This window comes from Campylobacter concisus, assembly GCF_002165815.1.
Taxonomy (GTDB): Bacteria; Campylobacterota; Campylobacteria; order Campylobacterales; family Campylobacteraceae; genus Campylobacter_A; species Campylobacter_A concisus_BH.
The window spans coordinates 97,216-111,961 of sequence record NZ_NDYN01000008.1 but is presented as its reverse complement, the minus strand read 5'-3'; the positions used below and the strand labels follow the sequence as shown (position 1 = coordinate 111,961).

Annotated in this window: 18 protein-coding genes and 1 tRNA gene; 11 read left to right on the top strand and 8 right to left on the bottom strand. The window is 42.0% G+C overall.

Going from position 1 to position 14,746, the window contains the following annotated elements; all coding sequences use genetic code 11:
• On the bottom strand, positions 1-617 hold a 617-nt coding region (locus tag B9N65_RS09200; RefSeq protein WP_141083847.1), incomplete at its 3' end, for a retention module-containing protein.
• Positions 618-703: 86 nt separating this feature from the next.
• On the bottom strand, positions 704-1,078 hold the full coding sequence (locus B9N65_RS09195) for a RidA family protein (RefSeq protein ID WP_021090165.1): 375 nt from the start codon (positions 1,076-1,078) through the stop codon (positions 704-706).
• Between the two features lie 94 nt (positions 1,079-1,172).
• On the opposite strand from B9N65_RS09195, the gene B9N65_RS09190 reads away from it, so the two are divergent.
• Positions 1,173-1,646 carry a cysteine permease gene (locus B9N65_RS09190; RefSeq protein WP_087583664.1) on the top strand — a complete coding sequence of 158 codons (474 nt, stop codon included), beginning with the start codon at positions 1,173-1,175 and terminating at the stop codon, positions 1,644-1,646.
• On the opposite strand, the gene B9N65_RS11055 is transcribed toward B9N65_RS09190, so the two are convergent.
• Entirely contained in the window at positions 1,624-1,893 is a 270-nt protein-coding gene (locus B9N65_RS11055) for a hypothetical protein (RefSeq protein WP_180385143.1), read from the bottom strand. The genes B9N65_RS09190 and B9N65_RS11055 overlap by 23 nt on opposite strands.
• On the opposite strand from B9N65_RS11055, the gene B9N65_RS11050 reads away from it, so the two are divergent.
• Positions 1,892-2,143: a hypothetical protein gene (locus tag B9N65_RS11050; RefSeq protein WP_180385142.1), complete on the top strand. Its 252-nt coding sequence runs from the start codon at positions 1,892-1,894 to the stop codon at positions 2,141-2,143. The genes B9N65_RS11055 and B9N65_RS11050 overlap by 2 nt on opposite strands.
• 63 nt (positions 2,144-2,206) lie before the next feature.
• Here B9N65_RS11050 and B9N65_RS09180 read toward each other — a convergent pair whose 3' ends face one another.
• Both B9N65_RS09180 and B9N65_RS09175 read right to left on the bottom strand, forming a co-directional pair.
• Positions 2,207-2,767 (bottom strand): Fe-S-containing hydro-lyase, encoded by a 561-nt coding sequence (locus B9N65_RS09180; RefSeq protein ID WP_021092611.1) that lies wholly within the window; start codon positions 2,765-2,767, stop codon positions 2,207-2,209.
• A gap of 9 nt (positions 2,768-2,776) precedes the next feature.
• Complete coding sequence (locus B9N65_RS09175; protein WP_087583663.1) at positions 2,777-3,622, bottom strand: fumarate hydratase; 846 nt, start codon at positions 3,620-3,622, stop codon at positions 2,777-2,779.
• A 158-nt stretch (positions 3,623-3,780) separates the two neighbouring features.
• Between B9N65_RS09175 and B9N65_RS09170 the strand changes: the two genes are divergently transcribed.
• From B9N65_RS09170 to B9N65_RS09160, 3 genes are read left to right on the top strand one after another with little or no spacing between them, the layout of a single operon-like run.
• The gene (locus B9N65_RS09170; RefSeq protein WP_087583662.1) at positions 3,781-4,344 is read left to right on the top strand and encodes a LemA family protein; all 564 of its coding nucleotides are present in this window, start codon (positions 3,781-3,783) and stop codon (positions 4,342-4,344) included.
• Positions 4,345-4,353: 9 nt separating this feature from the next.
• Positions 4,354-5,244 carry a DUF3137 domain-containing protein gene (locus B9N65_RS09165; protein ID WP_087583661.1) on the top strand — a complete coding sequence of 297 codons (891 nt, stop codon included), beginning with the start codon at positions 4,354-4,356 and terminating at the stop codon, positions 5,242-5,244.
• Between the two features lie 9 nt (positions 5,245-5,253).
• Positions 5,254-5,925 carry a sugar transporter gene (locus tag B9N65_RS09160; protein ID WP_087583660.1) on the top strand — a complete coding sequence of 224 codons (672 nt, stop codon included), beginning with the start codon at positions 5,254-5,256 and terminating at the stop codon, positions 5,923-5,925.
• 428 nt (positions 5,926-6,353) lie between these two features.
• Here B9N65_RS09160 and B9N65_RS09155 read toward each other — a convergent pair whose 3' ends face one another.
• A complete protein-coding gene (locus B9N65_RS09155; RefSeq protein ID WP_021086551.1) occupies positions 6,354-7,694 on the bottom strand; it encodes a hemolysin family protein in 1,341 nt (446 codons plus the stop codon).
• Positions 7,695-7,864: 170 nt separating this feature from the next.
• On the opposite strand from B9N65_RS09155, the gene B9N65_RS09150 reads away from it, so the two are divergent.
• The gene (locus tag B9N65_RS09150; RefSeq protein ID WP_087583659.1) at positions 7,865-9,178 is read left to right on the top strand and encodes a sodium-dependent transporter; all 1,314 of its coding nucleotides are present in this window, start codon (positions 7,865-7,867) and stop codon (positions 9,176-9,178) included.
• Positions 9,179-9,217: 39 nt separating this feature from the next.
• Here the strand turns inward: B9N65_RS09150 and B9N65_RS09145 are convergent, their stop codons facing one another.
• Positions 9,218-9,664, bottom strand: a complete 447-nt coding sequence (locus B9N65_RS09145; RefSeq protein WP_087583658.1) for a DUF411 domain-containing protein — start codon at positions 9,662-9,664, stop codon at positions 9,218-9,220.
• A gap of 110 nt (positions 9,665-9,774) precedes the next feature.
• Between B9N65_RS09145 and B9N65_RS09140 the strand changes: the two genes are divergently transcribed.
• The 5 genes from B9N65_RS09140 (at position 9,775) to B9N65_RS09120 (ending at position 14,185) form a co-directional block, all read left to right on the top strand.
• Positions 9,775-10,845, top strand: a complete 1,071-nt coding sequence (locus B9N65_RS09140; protein WP_257640055.1) for a putative transporter — start codon at positions 9,775-9,777, stop codon at positions 10,843-10,845.
• A 316-nt stretch (positions 10,846-11,161) separates the two neighbouring features.
• Positions 11,162-11,965, top strand: coding sequence for a M48 family metallopeptidase (locus B9N65_RS09135; RefSeq protein ID WP_087583657.1), 804 nt, complete (start codon positions 11,162-11,164; stop codon positions 11,963-11,965).
• Between the two features lie 2 nt (positions 11,966-11,967).
• The gene (locus B9N65_RS09130; protein ID WP_087583656.1) at positions 11,968-12,450 is read left to right on the top strand and encodes a GNAT family N-acetyltransferase; all 483 of its coding nucleotides are present in this window, start codon (positions 11,968-11,970) and stop codon (positions 12,448-12,450) included.
• A gap of 43 nt (positions 12,451-12,493) precedes the next feature.
• Positions 12,494-12,581, top strand: a tRNA-Ser gene (locus B9N65_RS09125).
• 29 nt (positions 12,582-12,610) lie between these two features.
• Positions 12,611-14,185, top strand: a complete 1,575-nt coding sequence (locus B9N65_RS09120) for a Na+/H+ antiporter (protein WP_087583655.1) — start codon at positions 12,611-12,613, stop codon at positions 14,183-14,185.
• On the opposite strand, the gene B9N65_RS09115 is transcribed toward B9N65_RS09120, so the two are convergent.
• The gene (locus B9N65_RS09115; RefSeq protein WP_087583654.1) at positions 14,182-14,694 is read right to left on the bottom strand and encodes a chemotaxis protein; all 513 of its coding nucleotides are present in this window, start codon (positions 14,692-14,694) and stop codon (positions 14,182-14,184) included. The genes B9N65_RS09120 and B9N65_RS09115 overlap by 4 nt on opposite strands.
• Between the last annotated feature and the right edge of the window lie 52 nt (positions 14,695-14,746).

Here is a 14,746-nt window from a genome sequence, read left to right as displayed (position 1 = left end):
TTGTCACCATTGGTGTTTTCATCATCAGAAATTTTGCCATCATGGTTTTTATCTTCTGGGAATTCTATCTTAGATGGTTTGTTTGGAATTCTTGTAAGATCTGGATTAATTGTTGCTGCCTCACCACCAGCATTATCGGCTGCGCCGCTTACGCCGCCTATCCTCTCAGCACCTCTTGCGCTGTTTAGATCACCTATAGAGCGGAAATTTTCATTGATATTTGAGTAGTGACCACCCTCATCAAACGACGCTGCACCAAGGCTAACGCCATCTCCACCACCAGCTGCGGCTGCGTTACCACCAGCGGCAGTCTCCTCTAGTTTTGTTAGATCCTCGCCGTTTAACAACGCTTTTTGCAAGTCACTAACATCTGCTACGGTATTTGGTTTTTCTCCTGCGGCTACATTTTCGTCAAGCTTTAACGACTCATCACCCAAGATGGTGACATCTTTGCCATTGTCCATTGAAACTACGGCTTTAGAAGAAGCTGAAGAGGTCTTTACAACCTCCCCAAGATATAAAGCGTCGCCAACTTTTAAAACGCGGCTAACGCCACTTTGATCTACAGCTACCACTAAGCCTGAGATTTGTTTGATTACTCCTACTTGAGTTTGCATGTCTATCCTTATCGTAAAATAAATTTTACGTAATTTTAAGACATTTTAATCCTCTTTGTATATTGTACTTGGGTACAGTTGTGACATTATTGTGCTGCGATAACCTCAATTTCTACAAGTGCATCTTTTGGCAAAGTCTTCACAGCTACCGTGCTTCTGGCTGGATATGGCTCTTTGAAAAATTTAGCGTATGTGACATTTACTTTAGCAAAATCTGCCATATCTGCTAAAAAGATCGTAGTCTTTACGACATTATCAAAACTAAGTCCAGCCTCAGCCAAAATGTTTTGTAAATTTGTAAGTGATTGCTCGGCCTGAGCCTCTACGCTACTGCCTGCAAACTCACCTGCTGGTGTGACGCCAAGCTGACCTGAGATAAATAAAAATCCATTTGCACTAATCGCCTGAGAATATGGTCCGATCGCTTGTGGGGCGTTTTTTGTTGAAATTTGTTTTTTCATATCTTCTCCTTTGAAATTTGGCAAAATCCTACTATAAATTTCTAAATTTTTAGGCACCAAAGGCTATAATGAGCAAAATTTCAAAAGGACAAAGATGCAAATAACCCTTGCACCAAACGAATTTTTAGATGACTACGTACTTGGCGCTCAGCTTGCCAAAAACGCAGGCATCTCATCAAACGCCTACCTCTTTTGGAAAAATGCTATCAGCGCTAAATTTGAAAACTCACGCATCGTTTTTCTTAGAAAAAAGAGCGTCCCAGAGAAATTTGCAAGCGCCTTGCAAGCCTGCACGCTGTTAAATGGTCTTGTGCCAACTGGCGTTTTTTGCTCATTTACCTCGCTTGCTCCCTCGCACCTTGTGGCTAAAAATGGCTCTAAAATTTATGAGCTTTTTGAATTTCATGAAATTTGCGGTATCAAATTTTTAAATTTAAAGAAATTTTATGATGATTTTAAGCTTAGCTACTCGTATAGAATTTACATCGAAAAGTGCAAATTTTTCTCGCCAGCGCCCTTTGAAAAGCGCATAAAACTAACTGATACTATGTGTCTTGGCTACTACTAGCCACCTCGAAGACGACTAGCGCCTCAGTTTTGTAGCCCTCCATCCCATCTTTATATAGCAAAATTTCGTCGTTTTCTCTTTTGGCGTAAATTTTGATGTGAGCGGAGTTTATGCTCTCGTCGTAATCCTCATATATAAATTTAAACTGCTCCTTATCCAGCGTAAAAAACTGCAGCGCCTGAAACGAAACAGCAAAGATCATCTCCTTGCTAATGCCGCTTGCTCTAAATTTATCAGCCAGCTTCATGGCAAACGAGCCCACATCACTAAAATACTCCTCGCAACTCTCATACTCGCTCTCAAAAACTACTATCTCATTTAGCGACCACTCATTTTGCGTCTTGTTTTCTTCAAATTTCTCACCTTTTTTGATGGCACTTTTTAGAAATATCCCTTGTGCTTTTGAAACAAAGCCCTCATCTAAAATTTGCTTTAGCCTTAAATTTACTAGCTCGCTTTTGGGTTTGGTAAAAAATTTAAGCAGTGGCTTTGCTTAATCGTTGTAAAAAGTTTTCATTTTAGGGGTAAATTCCGCTAGCTGGGGTGCTAGCGGATCAAATTTAGATCTTTTTGTAAGGTGCTTGACCGACTTCGTAGAAGTTATTGCCCTCGCAGTCGATAGCGACTATCGCTGGGAAGTCCTCTACTGTGAGCCTTGCAACTGCCTCTGGTCCTAGCTCTGGGTAGGCCAAGACTTCGTATTTTTTGATACTTTGGCTAATGACCGCTCCGATTCCACCGATAGCGACCATATAAACACAGCATGATTTTTTCATAGCCTCTACTACGGCGTCGTTTCGGTAGCCTTTACCGATCATGCCATTTATGCCAACTTCATTGATCATAGTTGGTGTGTATTTGTCCATTCTACCGCTTGTTGTTGGGCCTGCTGCGCCGATAGCTTGGTTTGGCTTAGCTGGAGTTGGTCCGACGTAATAGATAGTCTCGCCCTTTAGCTCAACTGGCAACTTCTCGCCGCGTGCTAGAGCCTCTGTTAGCGCCTTGTGAGCGGCGTCACGAGCAGCGATGATAGTGCCTGAGATTAGGACATTGTCGCCTGCTTTTAGGCTTTTTACCACCTCTTTATCAAATGGTGCTGTTATTCTTTTTACTTCTGACATGTTATCTCCTTAAAGCTCGGCGTCTGCGTGGCGTGCAGCGTGGCAGTTGATATTTATGGCTACTGGTAGGCCTGCGATGTGAGTTGGATACCACTCGACATTTACTTTTATAGCAGTTGTATCGCCGCCAAGTCCTTGAGGACCGACGCCAGTTTTGCTAGCAAGCTCAAGAAGCTCATCTTCAAGTTTTGCATATCTTGCATCGGCATTTTTGCTATCTACTGGACGAACTGCGGCTTGTTTAGCTAGAAGTGCAGCTTTATCCATAGTGCCGCCTATGCCAACGCCTATTGTCATTGGAGGGCAAGCGTTTGGTCCAGCGTATTTTACAGCCTCTAAAAATACCTTTTTAACGCCCTCTATGCCATCAGCTGGCACAAGCATCTTTAGTATTGATTTGTTCTCACTGCCAAAGCCCTTTGGAGCGACTTTTATCTTTAGCTTATCGCCTGGGACGATCCTAGTGTGGATGACGGCTGGGGTGTTGTTTGTAGTGTTTTTTCTCTCAAAAAGCGGCTCAGCAACGACTGATTTTCTAAGATAGCCCTCAGTGTAGCCCTTTGCAACACCTTCATTGATCGCATCTTCGATATATCCGCCTTCTATATGCACGTCTTGACCGATCTCTACAAAGACAACCGTCATACCTGTATCTTGACAAATAGGCGCAACGCCCTCTTCTGAAAGCTTGGCATTTTGCAAAATTTTGCCCAAGATATCTTTACCTAGAGATGAGCTCTCAGTGGTTTGAGCTTTTGTAAAAGCAGCCTTTAGATCTGGTGTAACGACGTAACAGGCTTGTTTGCAAAGCTTTGCAACAGTCTCTTTTATATCTTTTACGTTTACCGTTCTCATTTATCCTCCTCGTAAAAAACAATTTTTAATTATATAAATTATATGTAAAATTTAAGATTAAATTATAATATTAAATTTAATCACCCAACCTCGGTGTTTAAATACTCTTAAGCAACTTTGGATAAACTACAACAAACTTAAATTTCAAAGGAAAAGTTATGAATTCGTTCGTCATCGTGATACTTGTTATCGCAGTCATTTTTGTCTTTTTCATCAGCCTTTACAACTCGCTTGTTGCAAAGCAAAACCAGGTAAAAAGCGTGGAGGCTGGCATCGACGCACAGCTAAAAAGAAGGTATGATCTCATACCAAATTTAGTAGCTACTGCAAAAGAGTACATGGTGCATGAAAAGAGCCTACTAGAAAACATCACTGCCCTTAGAGAAAGTGCTAGAAGCGCCTCTACAAATGAGGAGAAATTTGAGCTAAATAACAAAATTTCAGGCTTGCTAAATGGTTTAAGAGTGAGCGTAGAAAACTATCCTGATCTAAAAGCAAATCAAAATTTACTTCACATCCAAAGCACACTAAATGAGATTGAAGAGCAAATTTCAGCTGCCAGACGCGCTTACAACTCAGCTGTTGAAATTTACAACAACGCCACACAGATGTTTCCTTCAAACATCGTAGCTTCAATGTTTGGCTTTCACAAAGATGTCTTTTTTGATATCCCTGAAAATGAAGCAGCTGCTCCAAACGTCGGTGATCTTTTCAAAAAATAAGGCATAAAAATGCAAGCAGACGAACTAAAAGGCATCGATCTAAGCGATCTTGACGAGCTTGAAAAAGAGCGTCTTGCTATGGGGCAAAAAGCCTTTAAAATGATAGTTTATGGCTTTCTTGGCATCATAGTTGTAAGTGGTTTTTTGGCATCACTGCACCTTGGAAATTTATTTTTCTTTTTGCTAATAGGCGGAGTTTTTTATCTTGGCAAGACGATAAATGGGCTAAAAAACGAGCTTATAGCAAAATTTAAACAAAAAGTAGTTGGCGTAATCGTAAAAAACTATGGTCTAAATTTCAGCGCAAATGGCGGACTAAGTTTAAATGATTTTTTAAAAATTTATGACGCTGACGTAAATAGACACTACGCAGAGGATATGATCTACGGACAGATCGATAACACACAGTTTAAGCTTTGCGATTTTTATGCGGCAAAAGAGACACAAGGCGAGAAACGCACCACCACAACGGTGAAATTTCAAGGCATTTTGCTAAAGGCTGAGTTTAAAAAAGAGCTAAACGCCACGATCTATGTCTGCGATAAAAAGCGAACTTCTGATCTAAGAAGCGATGGCGAGCAAGCGACGATGGATAACCCTAAATTTAATGAGCTCTTTAAAACCTACACGACCGATCAGATCGCTGCTAGATACGCTCTGACGCCAAAGCTGATGGAAAATTTCACTACTCTAAGAACTAAATTTGATGCCCCACTCTCGGCAGTCTTTTTAAAAAATGAAATTTTTATCGCGATCGATCTTAGAAAGGATAGCTTTGAGCCTGATCTTAAAAAGCCGATAAACAGCAACGAGAGCGTGCAAAACTACATCGCAGGAGTTAGCGACTTTGTGGAGATCGTGCGTGATCTGGAGCTAAACAAAAACATCTGGAAGAGCTAAATTTATAAAATGCCAGACAAGACAAAGCTCAAAGAAGGCGACATATTTTACGTCTATAATGACTACTACAAGAAATTTTTCTTTGGCAAGATCTTAGTTGATATTAAAAACCGCCTTGTAAAGCGAGCGAATGAGGGTCTTCTTTGGCCGCTTGATTTTTTTAGTGACTGCTACTTGGTTGCTGTTTATAAAGATATAGCAGATACGCCGGTGCTAAAAAGCCGTGATTTTATAATCCCGGGTAGCTTCATCTACAAAAGCAGTTTCAACCGCAAAAATGAAGACAGCATAAAGTGGGTCTATTATGATCACGAAGATATCAACTACCAAGAGCTAGAATTTCCAGAGTATCTCATCAGTAGCAATGATAAAATTTGCCTAGAGAGGGGAGAGCTTAGCATACCAACTAGCTTAACTCGTGCGCAATATGAAAATGAATTTAACATTACTGGCAGCAAAACTGGCGGCATAAACTACTCAAATGCCCTGCTCTTACAAGGCTTGTCAGCGTATAAAAAGAATATAGATTATAGCGATCTTCGCCTTTTACCAGAGCTTCGTAAAAAGCTCTATGAGATGATAGGCGAGAACCCAGACACGCCGTACTACGAGCTAGCATTAAAGCACGGCAAAGATCTAGCACGCTTTTATCAAGATAAATTTACACATAAAAATAGATAAGCAAATTTGGCCACAAAAGAGCTATTAAAATTTAATAAAAGAAATTTGGCTCTCTCGCTGCAGCCTAGATGAGCGCGATAGAGAAATTTATGACGAAATTTCGTGACGTCGCATCTACGAGCCAAGGCTAATAAACTTTAGTAAATTTAAATATCACAAGCAAGATCAGTCGCAGCTACTTTTGCAAGTGGATGATAAATTTAAAACTAGCAAGCTATTTTTAAAATTTATAACCAAATTTACAAAAAGCGGCGGTAACGTTTTAGAGAGCTATTTAAATAAGGTAGTGCCACTTTAAATTTTGTGGTTTTAGAAGTTAAATTTAAGGGCTTGTAGCCTTTAAAAAGCACAATGCCGCTTAAATTTGCCCTATTTTTTATGATTTGTGAGGTTAAATTTAATGGCAAAAAAGCCATTAAATTTATAAACTAAGCCTGAGCAGGCTCCTCTTCTTCTTTTATCTTTTTTCTAACTTTTACGCGTGAGATGCTAGCTCCATCCATCTTTCTCACCTCGTAGTAGCAGTTTTCATCCTCGATCTTGTCCCCAACTACTGGCAAACGACCGATAAGGTTAAAGACATATCCGCCGATCGTGACTTGATCGGTCTCTTCATCAAAGCTTATGCCAAGAAGCTCCTCAACGCTCTCTAGATCGTATCTACCTTGGAATTCATAGATGTTTTCATTTATCTTTTTATAGTGTTGATCGACCTCGTCGTGCTCGTCGTTAAAGTCGCCAAGCACCTCCTCCATGATATCCTCCATCGTAAGAAGTCCAGCCGTGCCGCCATACTCATCAACGACAAGTGCTGCTGAAATTTGCTCCTTGTTCATCATCACAAGCACCTTTGATATAGAAAGGCTCTCAGGCACGATGACAAATTTACGCACGATCGCATCAAAGCTCTTCTCTTTATCCTCGCTAAAGTGTAGCTGCAAGATATCTCTAATGTGTATCATGCCCAAAATGATATCTTTTGAGCCGTCTATATAAGGATAGCGAGTATATTTTGACTCAAAAACGACTTGTAAATTTTCTTCAAAGCTCTTTTGTTTGTTTATGCAGATCATGTCGCGTCTTGGCGTCATAACCTCTTTTGCGACCGTGTCACTAAAATCAACTGCATTTTTGATAAGCTCAGTCTCAAAGCTGTCAAGCACGCCGCCCTTTAAGCTCTCGCCAACGATGATCTTGATCTCCTCTTCAGAGTGCGCTAGCTCATTCTCTTTTGCTGGCTGGATGCCTAAAATTTTAAGTCCAGATGTAGCTAGGATGTCAAAAAGCTTTATGATAGGCGAGAAAAGTATCCAGAAAAAGTGAAGCGGACGAGCGATTTTAAGCACTGCTGATTCTGATTTGGCTATGGCGACTGACTTTGGTACAAGCTCGCCCATAACGACGTGAAGTAGCGTGATAAGCGTAAATGCGATCGCAAAGCCGACCGTATGAACTAAGATATCGCTAAGATTAAAAACATTTTTAAGTGGGGCTTCTATGAGCCTTGCAACTGCTGGCTCACCGATCCAACCAAGGGCAAGTGAGCTTAGCGTGATGCCAAGCTGAGTGGCGCTAAGATAGGTATCAAGCTTGTTTGACATCTCAAAGGCAAGCTGGGCGTTTGGCTTTTTCTCTTTGATAAGCTCTTCAAGTCTAGACTTGCGAACCTTGACAAGGGAAAATTCCGACAAAACAAAAAATGCGTTTAGTAAAATGAATATAATGGCAAGTATTACCATTAAAAGCGAGTTATCGCTACTGGGGTACAATTATGATCCTTAAGAGTTAAAAATTTTGGCTGATTATAGCGAATTTATATTTAGTGGTCAAATTAGCCGCGCCCAAAAGTAACAACGTTTCTTAAATTTAAAATTTATAAAAAGTTCTTAAATCATATTTTGATAACATTATTTTCATCACTAAATTTATGGATTTTACAATGAGCAAAAAGAATTTTTCATCACGCTGGGCGTTTATACTAGCCTCAGTTGGTTCAGCCGTTGGTATGGCAAATGTTTGGGGCTTTCCTTACAAGCTTGGCACAAATGGTGGTGGAGCGTTTTTACTCATCTACATCTTTTTTGTCGCACTTTTTTCTTACGTTGGCTTAAGCGCTGAGTATGCGATCGGCAGACGCGCAAAGACTGGCACGCTAGGATCATATAAATTTGCTTGGCAAAGTAGAAATTTAGGCGTCATCGGCAGCATCATCGGCTGGCTTCCACTTGCTGGCTCACTTTGCATAGCCATCGGCTACGCTGTCATCATCGCTTACGTGCTAAAAGCCCTTACTCAGGCGCTTACTGGCTCATTTATGAGCGTTGATACAAATGTTTGGTTTAACTCATTTGCGCTTGCCGAGTACTCAGTCTTGCCCTATCACTTCATAGTCATCGTTGGCACGCTTCTTACGCTATTTTTTGGAGCAAAAAGCATCGAAAAGACTAATAAAATAATGATGCCGCTATTTTTTGTGCTATTTGCCATTTTGGCTATAAATGTCGCGATGCTTCCAAACGCATTTGAGGGGTATAAATTTCTATTTATCCCTGATTTTAGCAAGCTTGAAGATCCGATGGTGTGGGTCACAGCGATGGGTCAAGCCTTTTTCTCGCTCTCTATCACTGGTTCTGGCATGATAGTTTATGGAGCATATCTTTCAAAGGATGAGGACATCGTAGAAAGCGCTAAAACTACGGCATTTTTTGACACGCTCGCAGCGCTTGTAGCAGCGCTTGTCATGATCCCAGCGGTCTTTGCCTACGCTATGGATCCAGCTGAGGGTCCAAAGCTACTTTTCGTAACGCTTCCTAAAATTTTACAAAATATGATCGGCGGTCAAATTTTTGCGATCATACTATTTACTGCAGTCATCTTTGGCGGTATCACATCGCTTCAAAATATGTTTGAGGTGGTCGCTGAGTCGCTCATGCATAAATTCCCGCGCCTTAGCAGGTTTTGGGTGCTTGCGCTACTTTGCGTGGTTTGCTTTGGCTTTGGAGCGTTTATGGAGCCTATTAGCAGTTGGGGACCTTGGATGGACTTTGTCTCTATCTACATCATCCCGATCGGCGCAGTCATCGGTGCAATATCTTGGTTTTGGATCATCAAAAAAGAAGAAATTTTAGACGAAGTAAATTCCGGAGCAAATAAAACTTACGGCTCATTTTGGTACTTTGTGGGTAAATTTATCTATGTGCCAATAGCCTTTTTGCTCTGCATCATCGCCATTAGCAAGGGAATTTCTTTTTAACTTAGCCCATCAAAAGACGAGCTAAGTCTAAATTTGAAGTTATTTTAGCTTTTTAGAGCCGATGTAAGTAGCAAAGACCTCTTGTGAGCCATCTTTTTTAAAGAGTATGACGTCGTATTGCTCGGCTTTGCCGCCTTGCTCCATGCCCTGACTCTCCATAGGCATGCCAGGCACTGCGATACCAACGGCATCTTTTGGTTTAAGCTCCAGCAGGCGTTTGACCTCATCTGCTGGCACGTGACCCTCGATGACGTAGCCATCAACGATAGCTGTGTGGCAGCTTGAAAGCTCTAGTGGCACATGAAATTCTTTTTTAACCTTGACCAAGTCATCTACTTTGATGGTCTCTTCGCTAAAGCCAGCCTTTTGCATAGCACTCGCCCAGTTGCCACAACAACCGCAAGTTGGGCTTTTATAGACCTTCATATCGGCCCCAAGTGCTAAGGTCGCACAAAGGCTAAGAGCTAAAAATGCAAATTTCTTCATCATTTTCCTTTACGCTAAAATTTTGCAAAATGATATAGTTTGGGTTTAAATTTTATATAAATGCTTAACCCTTGCCTGCTATAATTGCCAAAATTTACAAAAGGCACTTTATGTTTTCATCATTTTTCAAAGACAAAAAATGGGCGCTTTGGGCTTACGGCGGAGCGATATTTATCATCTTGCTGCTTGTCTATCAAACGCATCTAAACGTCCGCATCAACGAGTGGTATAAAAATTTCTACGACATCGTGCAAAACTCAAAAGATCACAATGTAGATGAGTTTTGGCAAGGGATATTAAATTTCATAAAGATCGCCATGCCATATGTCGTGACCTACACGGTGATATCGTTCTTTGCAAGCCACTGGGTCTTTCGCTGGAGAGAGGCGATGACCTTTAAATACCTCAAATTTTGGCGAAACTGCCAAAACGACATCGAGGGCAGCTCGCAGCGTATCCAAGAGGACGTCTACCGCTTTGCCAAGATCATGGAGAGCCTTGGCGTGCAGGTTTTAAAGGCATTTATGACGCTGATTGCCTTTATACCGGTGCTTTGGGAGCTAAGCAAAAGCGTGAGCCTACCTTTCATCAAGGACATCGAGGGCTCGCTAGTTTATATCGCACTACTAATTAGCGTTGGAGGCCTCATTGTATCGTGGTTTGTAGGCATAAAGCTGCCACATCTTGAGTATAACAACCAAAAAGCAGAGGCGGCGTTTAGAAAAGAGCTAGTTTATGGCGAGGATGATAAGCTCAAATTTTGCCAGCCAAACGTCATGCTAGAGCTTTTTACAGGGGTCAAGCTAAACTACTACAAGCTATTTTTACACTACGGCTACTTCAATCTTTGGCTCATCTCGTTTTCGCAAATTTTAGTCATCGTGCCTTACATCATCATGGGAAATGGCCTATTTAGCGGTGTCATCACGCTTGGCATTTTGATCCAAGCTAGCAATGCCTTCTCACAGGTTAGAGAGAGCTTTAGCGTCTTTATCGATAACTGGACGACGATAACGGAGCTAAGATCGGTCAATAAACGTTTGAGAGAATTTGAGAGAAATATAAATTTGGACAATAAAATTAGAATAGTGAAAAGGCGTTTTTTTGTACAAGAGCATCCAAAAAATTTTAAAATTTATAGACAAACATATAAAGATACCAAATTTAGTGATAAGCAGTAACTAGAACTGAAATTTGTAGCCTACTAAGCGAATGAGCGAAATTTAAATTTTACAAATTGGCTTTATCAGGCATATAAGTATCAAGTAAATTTTAAAATTTCATGAACGAGTAATTTCGGCTCTAAAATTTGAGCTAAGCTATAAGCGAAGCCAAATTTTAGTAGTCAATTCTTGCGAGTGAGTGAAAGTTTTAAAATTTGCAAAAGTGGTAAATTTCTATTTTTGAAATCGCAAAATTTAAATTTCGCACTTCGTTTAACAATGCATATCCAACACAAGCTATAATACGCCAAATTTTAATCCAAAAAGGATGAAAATGAAAAAAATTTTACTTACGTTATTAACAGCTAGCATGCTTATCACAGGCTGCACGAGTGTCACAAAATCAGGCGTCGTGGGCGCAGATCGCAAGCAGTTCATGCTAGTATCTTCTGAAGCGATGGAGCAAAGCTCGGCTCAAGCCTACGTCAAGACGCTCACAGCTGCTAGAAGCAAGGGCGAGCTAAATGTCGATCCGATCCTCACAAAAAGGGTTCAAGATATCGCAAAAAGGCTGATCGCGCAAACTGGCGTTTTCAGAGAGGACGCACTAAAATGGAAGTGGCAAGTAAATGTCATCAACGAAGATACGCTAAATGCTTGGTGCATGCCAGGTGGCAGGATCGTCGTTTATAGTGGTATTATTAAAAAGCTAAATTTGACAGATGCACAGCTGGCAGCGGTCATGGGTCACGAGATCGCCCACGCGCTTAGAGAGCACAGCAGAGAGCAAGCGAGCACCGACCAGCTCAAAAACATCGGCATCTTTGCAGTCGCAACCGCCACCGGACTTGGTGACCTTGGCGCAAGCGCTCTAAATTTAGCCAGCCAATACACCATCTCACTGCCATTTTCTCGCTCACACGAGACCGAGGCTGATCACATCGGCACTGAGCTAATGGCAAGAGCTGGATATGATCCAAAAGAGGCGGTCGAAGTTTGGGTTAAGATGAGCAAGATGAGTGGTGGCAAAGTGCCTGAAATTTTAAGCACTCACCCATCAAACGAGAGCAGGATCAAGGATCTAAAAGAGATCGCAGCAAAGCTTGAGCCGATCTATCAAGCAGCCAAAAAAGGTTAGGCTTGATCGAGCGAGCAAATTTAAGCGACCTTGAAGCGATCACGCAAATTTATAATGACTACATACTAGAAAGAAGTGCGACTGCTGATATGCGGCCAGTTAGCACAAAGGAGCGAGAGCCTTGGTTTAACGCCCACGGCGGCTCGCGCCCTATTTTTATCTACAAAGAAAATGATGAAATTTTAGGCTACTGCTCGCTAAGTGATTTTAACCCTAAAATCGCTTACGATATAAGCGTAGAAATAAGCATCTATGTCGCTAAAAAGGCTCTTAAAAAGGGTATCGGCAAGCAGCTTTTAGCCCACAGCCTAAATGAAGCTAGAGAGCTAAATTTAAAAAATATCATCGCGCTAATCTTTAGCAAAAACGAAGCAAGCCTTGAGCTATTTTTGAAATTTGGCTTTGAAAAATGGGGCGAACTGCCGGGCGTTTGCCTGATGGATGGCGAGTATAAAGATGTCGTTATCTTGGGGCTAAAGCTCTAAAAGCCAAGCATTAAGCAAATGAGGATATAATCACCTTCTTTTTGGGTAGATGTCCGAGCGGTTTAAGGAGCACGCCTGGAACGCGTGTGTGGGGCAACTCACCGAGAGTTCGAATCTCTCTCTACCCGCCATAAATTTAAAAGAAATTTAAAGGACAAAAATGATCGAACATTTACTGCTAGTTTTTGCACTGCTAGCTATCATCATCGCTTTAGTGATGGTCTCAAACCGCCTAAAGATCGCCTATCCAGTGCTATTAGTCCTTGGCGGGCTTGCCATTAGCTTTGTGCCAAATTTACCCACCATCAGGATCGATCCAGAGCTTATTTTCATCATATTTTTACCGCCGCTTCTTTACGAGGCCGCATGGGCAAACTCACTAAAAGAGCTCTATAAATGGCGCCGAGTGATTGGAAGTTTTGCATTTATCGTCGTTTTCATAAGCGCAGCAGCTGTTGCCGTGATAGCAAATTTAGTGATCCCTGGCTTCTCGCTCGCCCTAGGCTTCATGCTAGGAGCTATCGTCTCGCCACCAGACGCGGTGAGCACGGCTGCGATCTTTAAATTTGTCAAAGCACCGCGCAGGATCAGCGCTATTTTAGAAGGCGAGAGCCTTTTAAATGACGCATCATCGCTCATCATCTTTCGCTTCGCCGCAGTTGCAGTGACAACTGGGCAGTTTATCTGGTACAAGGCGGCTGCAAGCTTTGTCTGGATGGTGGCTGGCGGTGTTTTGGTCGGTCTTGTGGTGGCATTAGTAGCCTACTTTTTGCATAAGACCTTGCCAACCGATGAGAACATCGATACGATCATGACGATCACGACGCCTTATGTTGTGTATATTTTAGCTGAGGAGCTTGGCGCGAGCGGCGTTTTGGCGGTAGTTTGCGGCGGACTTTACCTCTCGACAAAACGAAACGAAATTTTAACCGCTTCAACAAGGATCCACGCTTTCCCCGTTTGGTACAACTTTATCTTCTTGCTAAACGGCCTTGCCTTTACCATGATCGGCCTTGATCTGCCTGAAATTTTAGCAGGGCTAAAGCGTAGCGGTGTCTCGCTGCTTGAGGCACTATCTTACGGCGTTTTGGTGACTGCCGTGCTCATCGTTATCCGCCTCATGGCATCATACGGAGCCGTTTATATCACGATATTTATGAAGCGCTTTATCAGCGTGGCGGATGATCGCAATCCAGGCAAAGCGACGCCGTTTATCGTCGGTTGGGCGGGCATGAGGGGCGTAGTCTCGCTAGCTACGGCACTCTCTATCCCTGCCATGGCTGGGGGCGAGCCGTTTCCGCATAGAGATCTCATCTTGTTTATCACCTTTGTTGTGATCTTACTAACGCTCGTAGTTCAGGGGCTAAGCTTGCCACTGCTCATCAAAAGCGTGAAATTTCCAGACTTTAACGACCACATGCCAAATGAACTTGCAAGGATCAAGATCAAAAAGGCACTTGCGCAGGCTTCGCTTAAATTTAAAAAGGAGAAATTTGTGGGCGATGAGCATTTCTTATTTCAAAAGCTTGAAGAAGTTTGGAATTTCGAGCTTGAGAGCGAAAATTTTGAGATCAGTGACGAGAGTAGGCAGAGATATTTTGAAATTTTAGAGGAGCAAAGAAAGGCGCTTCGTGAGCTAAACAAAGACCCAAAAATCGACGAAGAGATCATCAGGATCTTTTTGTATCACATCGACCTTGAGGAGCGAAGGTGGCAGGAGCATAGCGAGTACTAAAATTTTCTTGCGACATTGCAACTTACCGCACCGCAAAATCTCTTGCCAAATTTGGCTTCGACGATGAGAACTAGCACGAAAAATATCTTCTCATCGTTTAGCCTCGCGATCTGGCGTAAAGTCTGGCTGGCGTCATTAAATTTAACATCATTTTCGCGCAAGCTCTTGCAAAACTCAGTCTCGTCAAAGCCAAGCATGCGTGAAATTTCACTGATAGTGTAAGGCTCAAGCGAGGCGATGATGCGGTCCATGTTGCAGATCGTTGGATTTTTGCGGTGCGTGGCGACATCGATCATCTCATTCATGAGCTTTACTAGCTTTCTTCTGCGGTTAAAAAGGTGCAAGATCACAGCACAAACGATCAAAGCTCCTGCAAATTTGTGCGCGCTCATCATCCACTCATTATACTCGCCCATGGCGAAATTTAGCCCAGTAAATGCAAGCAGGCAGATCCCACAGGCAAGAGCACAGACGATACAAAATTTATATATCACTTCTACTTTTAGCAATGCAAATTCCTTAGTTTTTTGAAATTATACACCTACTATGCAAAAAATGAAG

Excerpts from the sequence above, each read along its gene's own strand:
- B9N65_RS09180 (WP_021092611.1), bottom strand. The coding sequence starts at position 2,767 with ATGTCAGAAGTAAAAAGAATAACAGCACCATTTGATAAAGAGGTGGTA.
- B9N65_RS09120 (WP_087583655.1), top strand. The coding sequence starts at position 12,611 with ATGATCGAACATTTACTGCTAGTTTTTGCACTGCTAGCTATCATCATC.
- B9N65_RS11050 (WP_180385142.1), top strand. The coding sequence starts at position 1,892 with ATGGCAAACGAGCCCACATCACTAAAATACTCCTCGCAACTCTCATAC.
- B9N65_RS09175 (WP_087583663.1), bottom strand. The coding sequence starts at position 3,622 with ATGAGAACGGTAAACGTAAAAGATATAAAAGAGACTGTTGCAAAGCTT.
- B9N65_RS09140 (WP_257640055.1), top strand. The coding sequence starts at position 9,775 with ATGTTTTCATCATTTTTCAAAGACAAAAAATGGGCGCTTTGGGCTTAC.
- B9N65_RS09170 (WP_087583662.1), top strand. The coding sequence starts at position 3,781 with ATGAATTCGTTCGTCATCGTGATACTTGTTATCGCAGTCATTTTTGTC.
- B9N65_RS09160 (WP_087583660.1), top strand. The coding sequence starts at position 5,254 with ATGCCAGACAAGACAAAGCTCAAAGAAGGCGACATATTTTACGTCTAT.
- B9N65_RS09195 (WP_021090165.1), bottom strand. The coding sequence starts at position 1,078 with ATGAAAAAACAAATTTCAACAAAAAACGCCCCACAAGCGATCGGACCA.
- B9N65_RS09145 (WP_087583658.1), bottom strand. The coding sequence starts at position 9,664 with ATGAAGAAATTTGCATTTTTAGCTCTTAGCCTTTGTGCGACCTTAGCA.
- B9N65_RS09190 (WP_087583664.1), top strand. The coding sequence starts at position 1,173 with ATGCAAATAACCCTTGCACCAAACGAATTTTTAGATGACTACGTACTT.
- B9N65_RS09150 (WP_087583659.1), top strand. The coding sequence starts at position 7,865 with ATGAGCAAAAAGAATTTTTCATCACGCTGGGCGTTTATACTAGCCTCA.
- B9N65_RS09135 (WP_087583657.1), top strand. The coding sequence starts at position 11,162 with ATGAAAAAAATTTTACTTACGTTATTAACAGCTAGCATGCTTATCACA.
- B9N65_RS11055 (WP_180385143.1), bottom strand. The coding sequence starts at position 1,893 with ATGAAGCTGGCTGATAAATTTAGAGCAAGCGGCATTAGCAAGGAGATG.
- B9N65_RS09165 (WP_087583661.1), top strand. The coding sequence starts at position 4,354 with ATGCAAGCAGACGAACTAAAAGGCATCGATCTAAGCGATCTTGACGAG.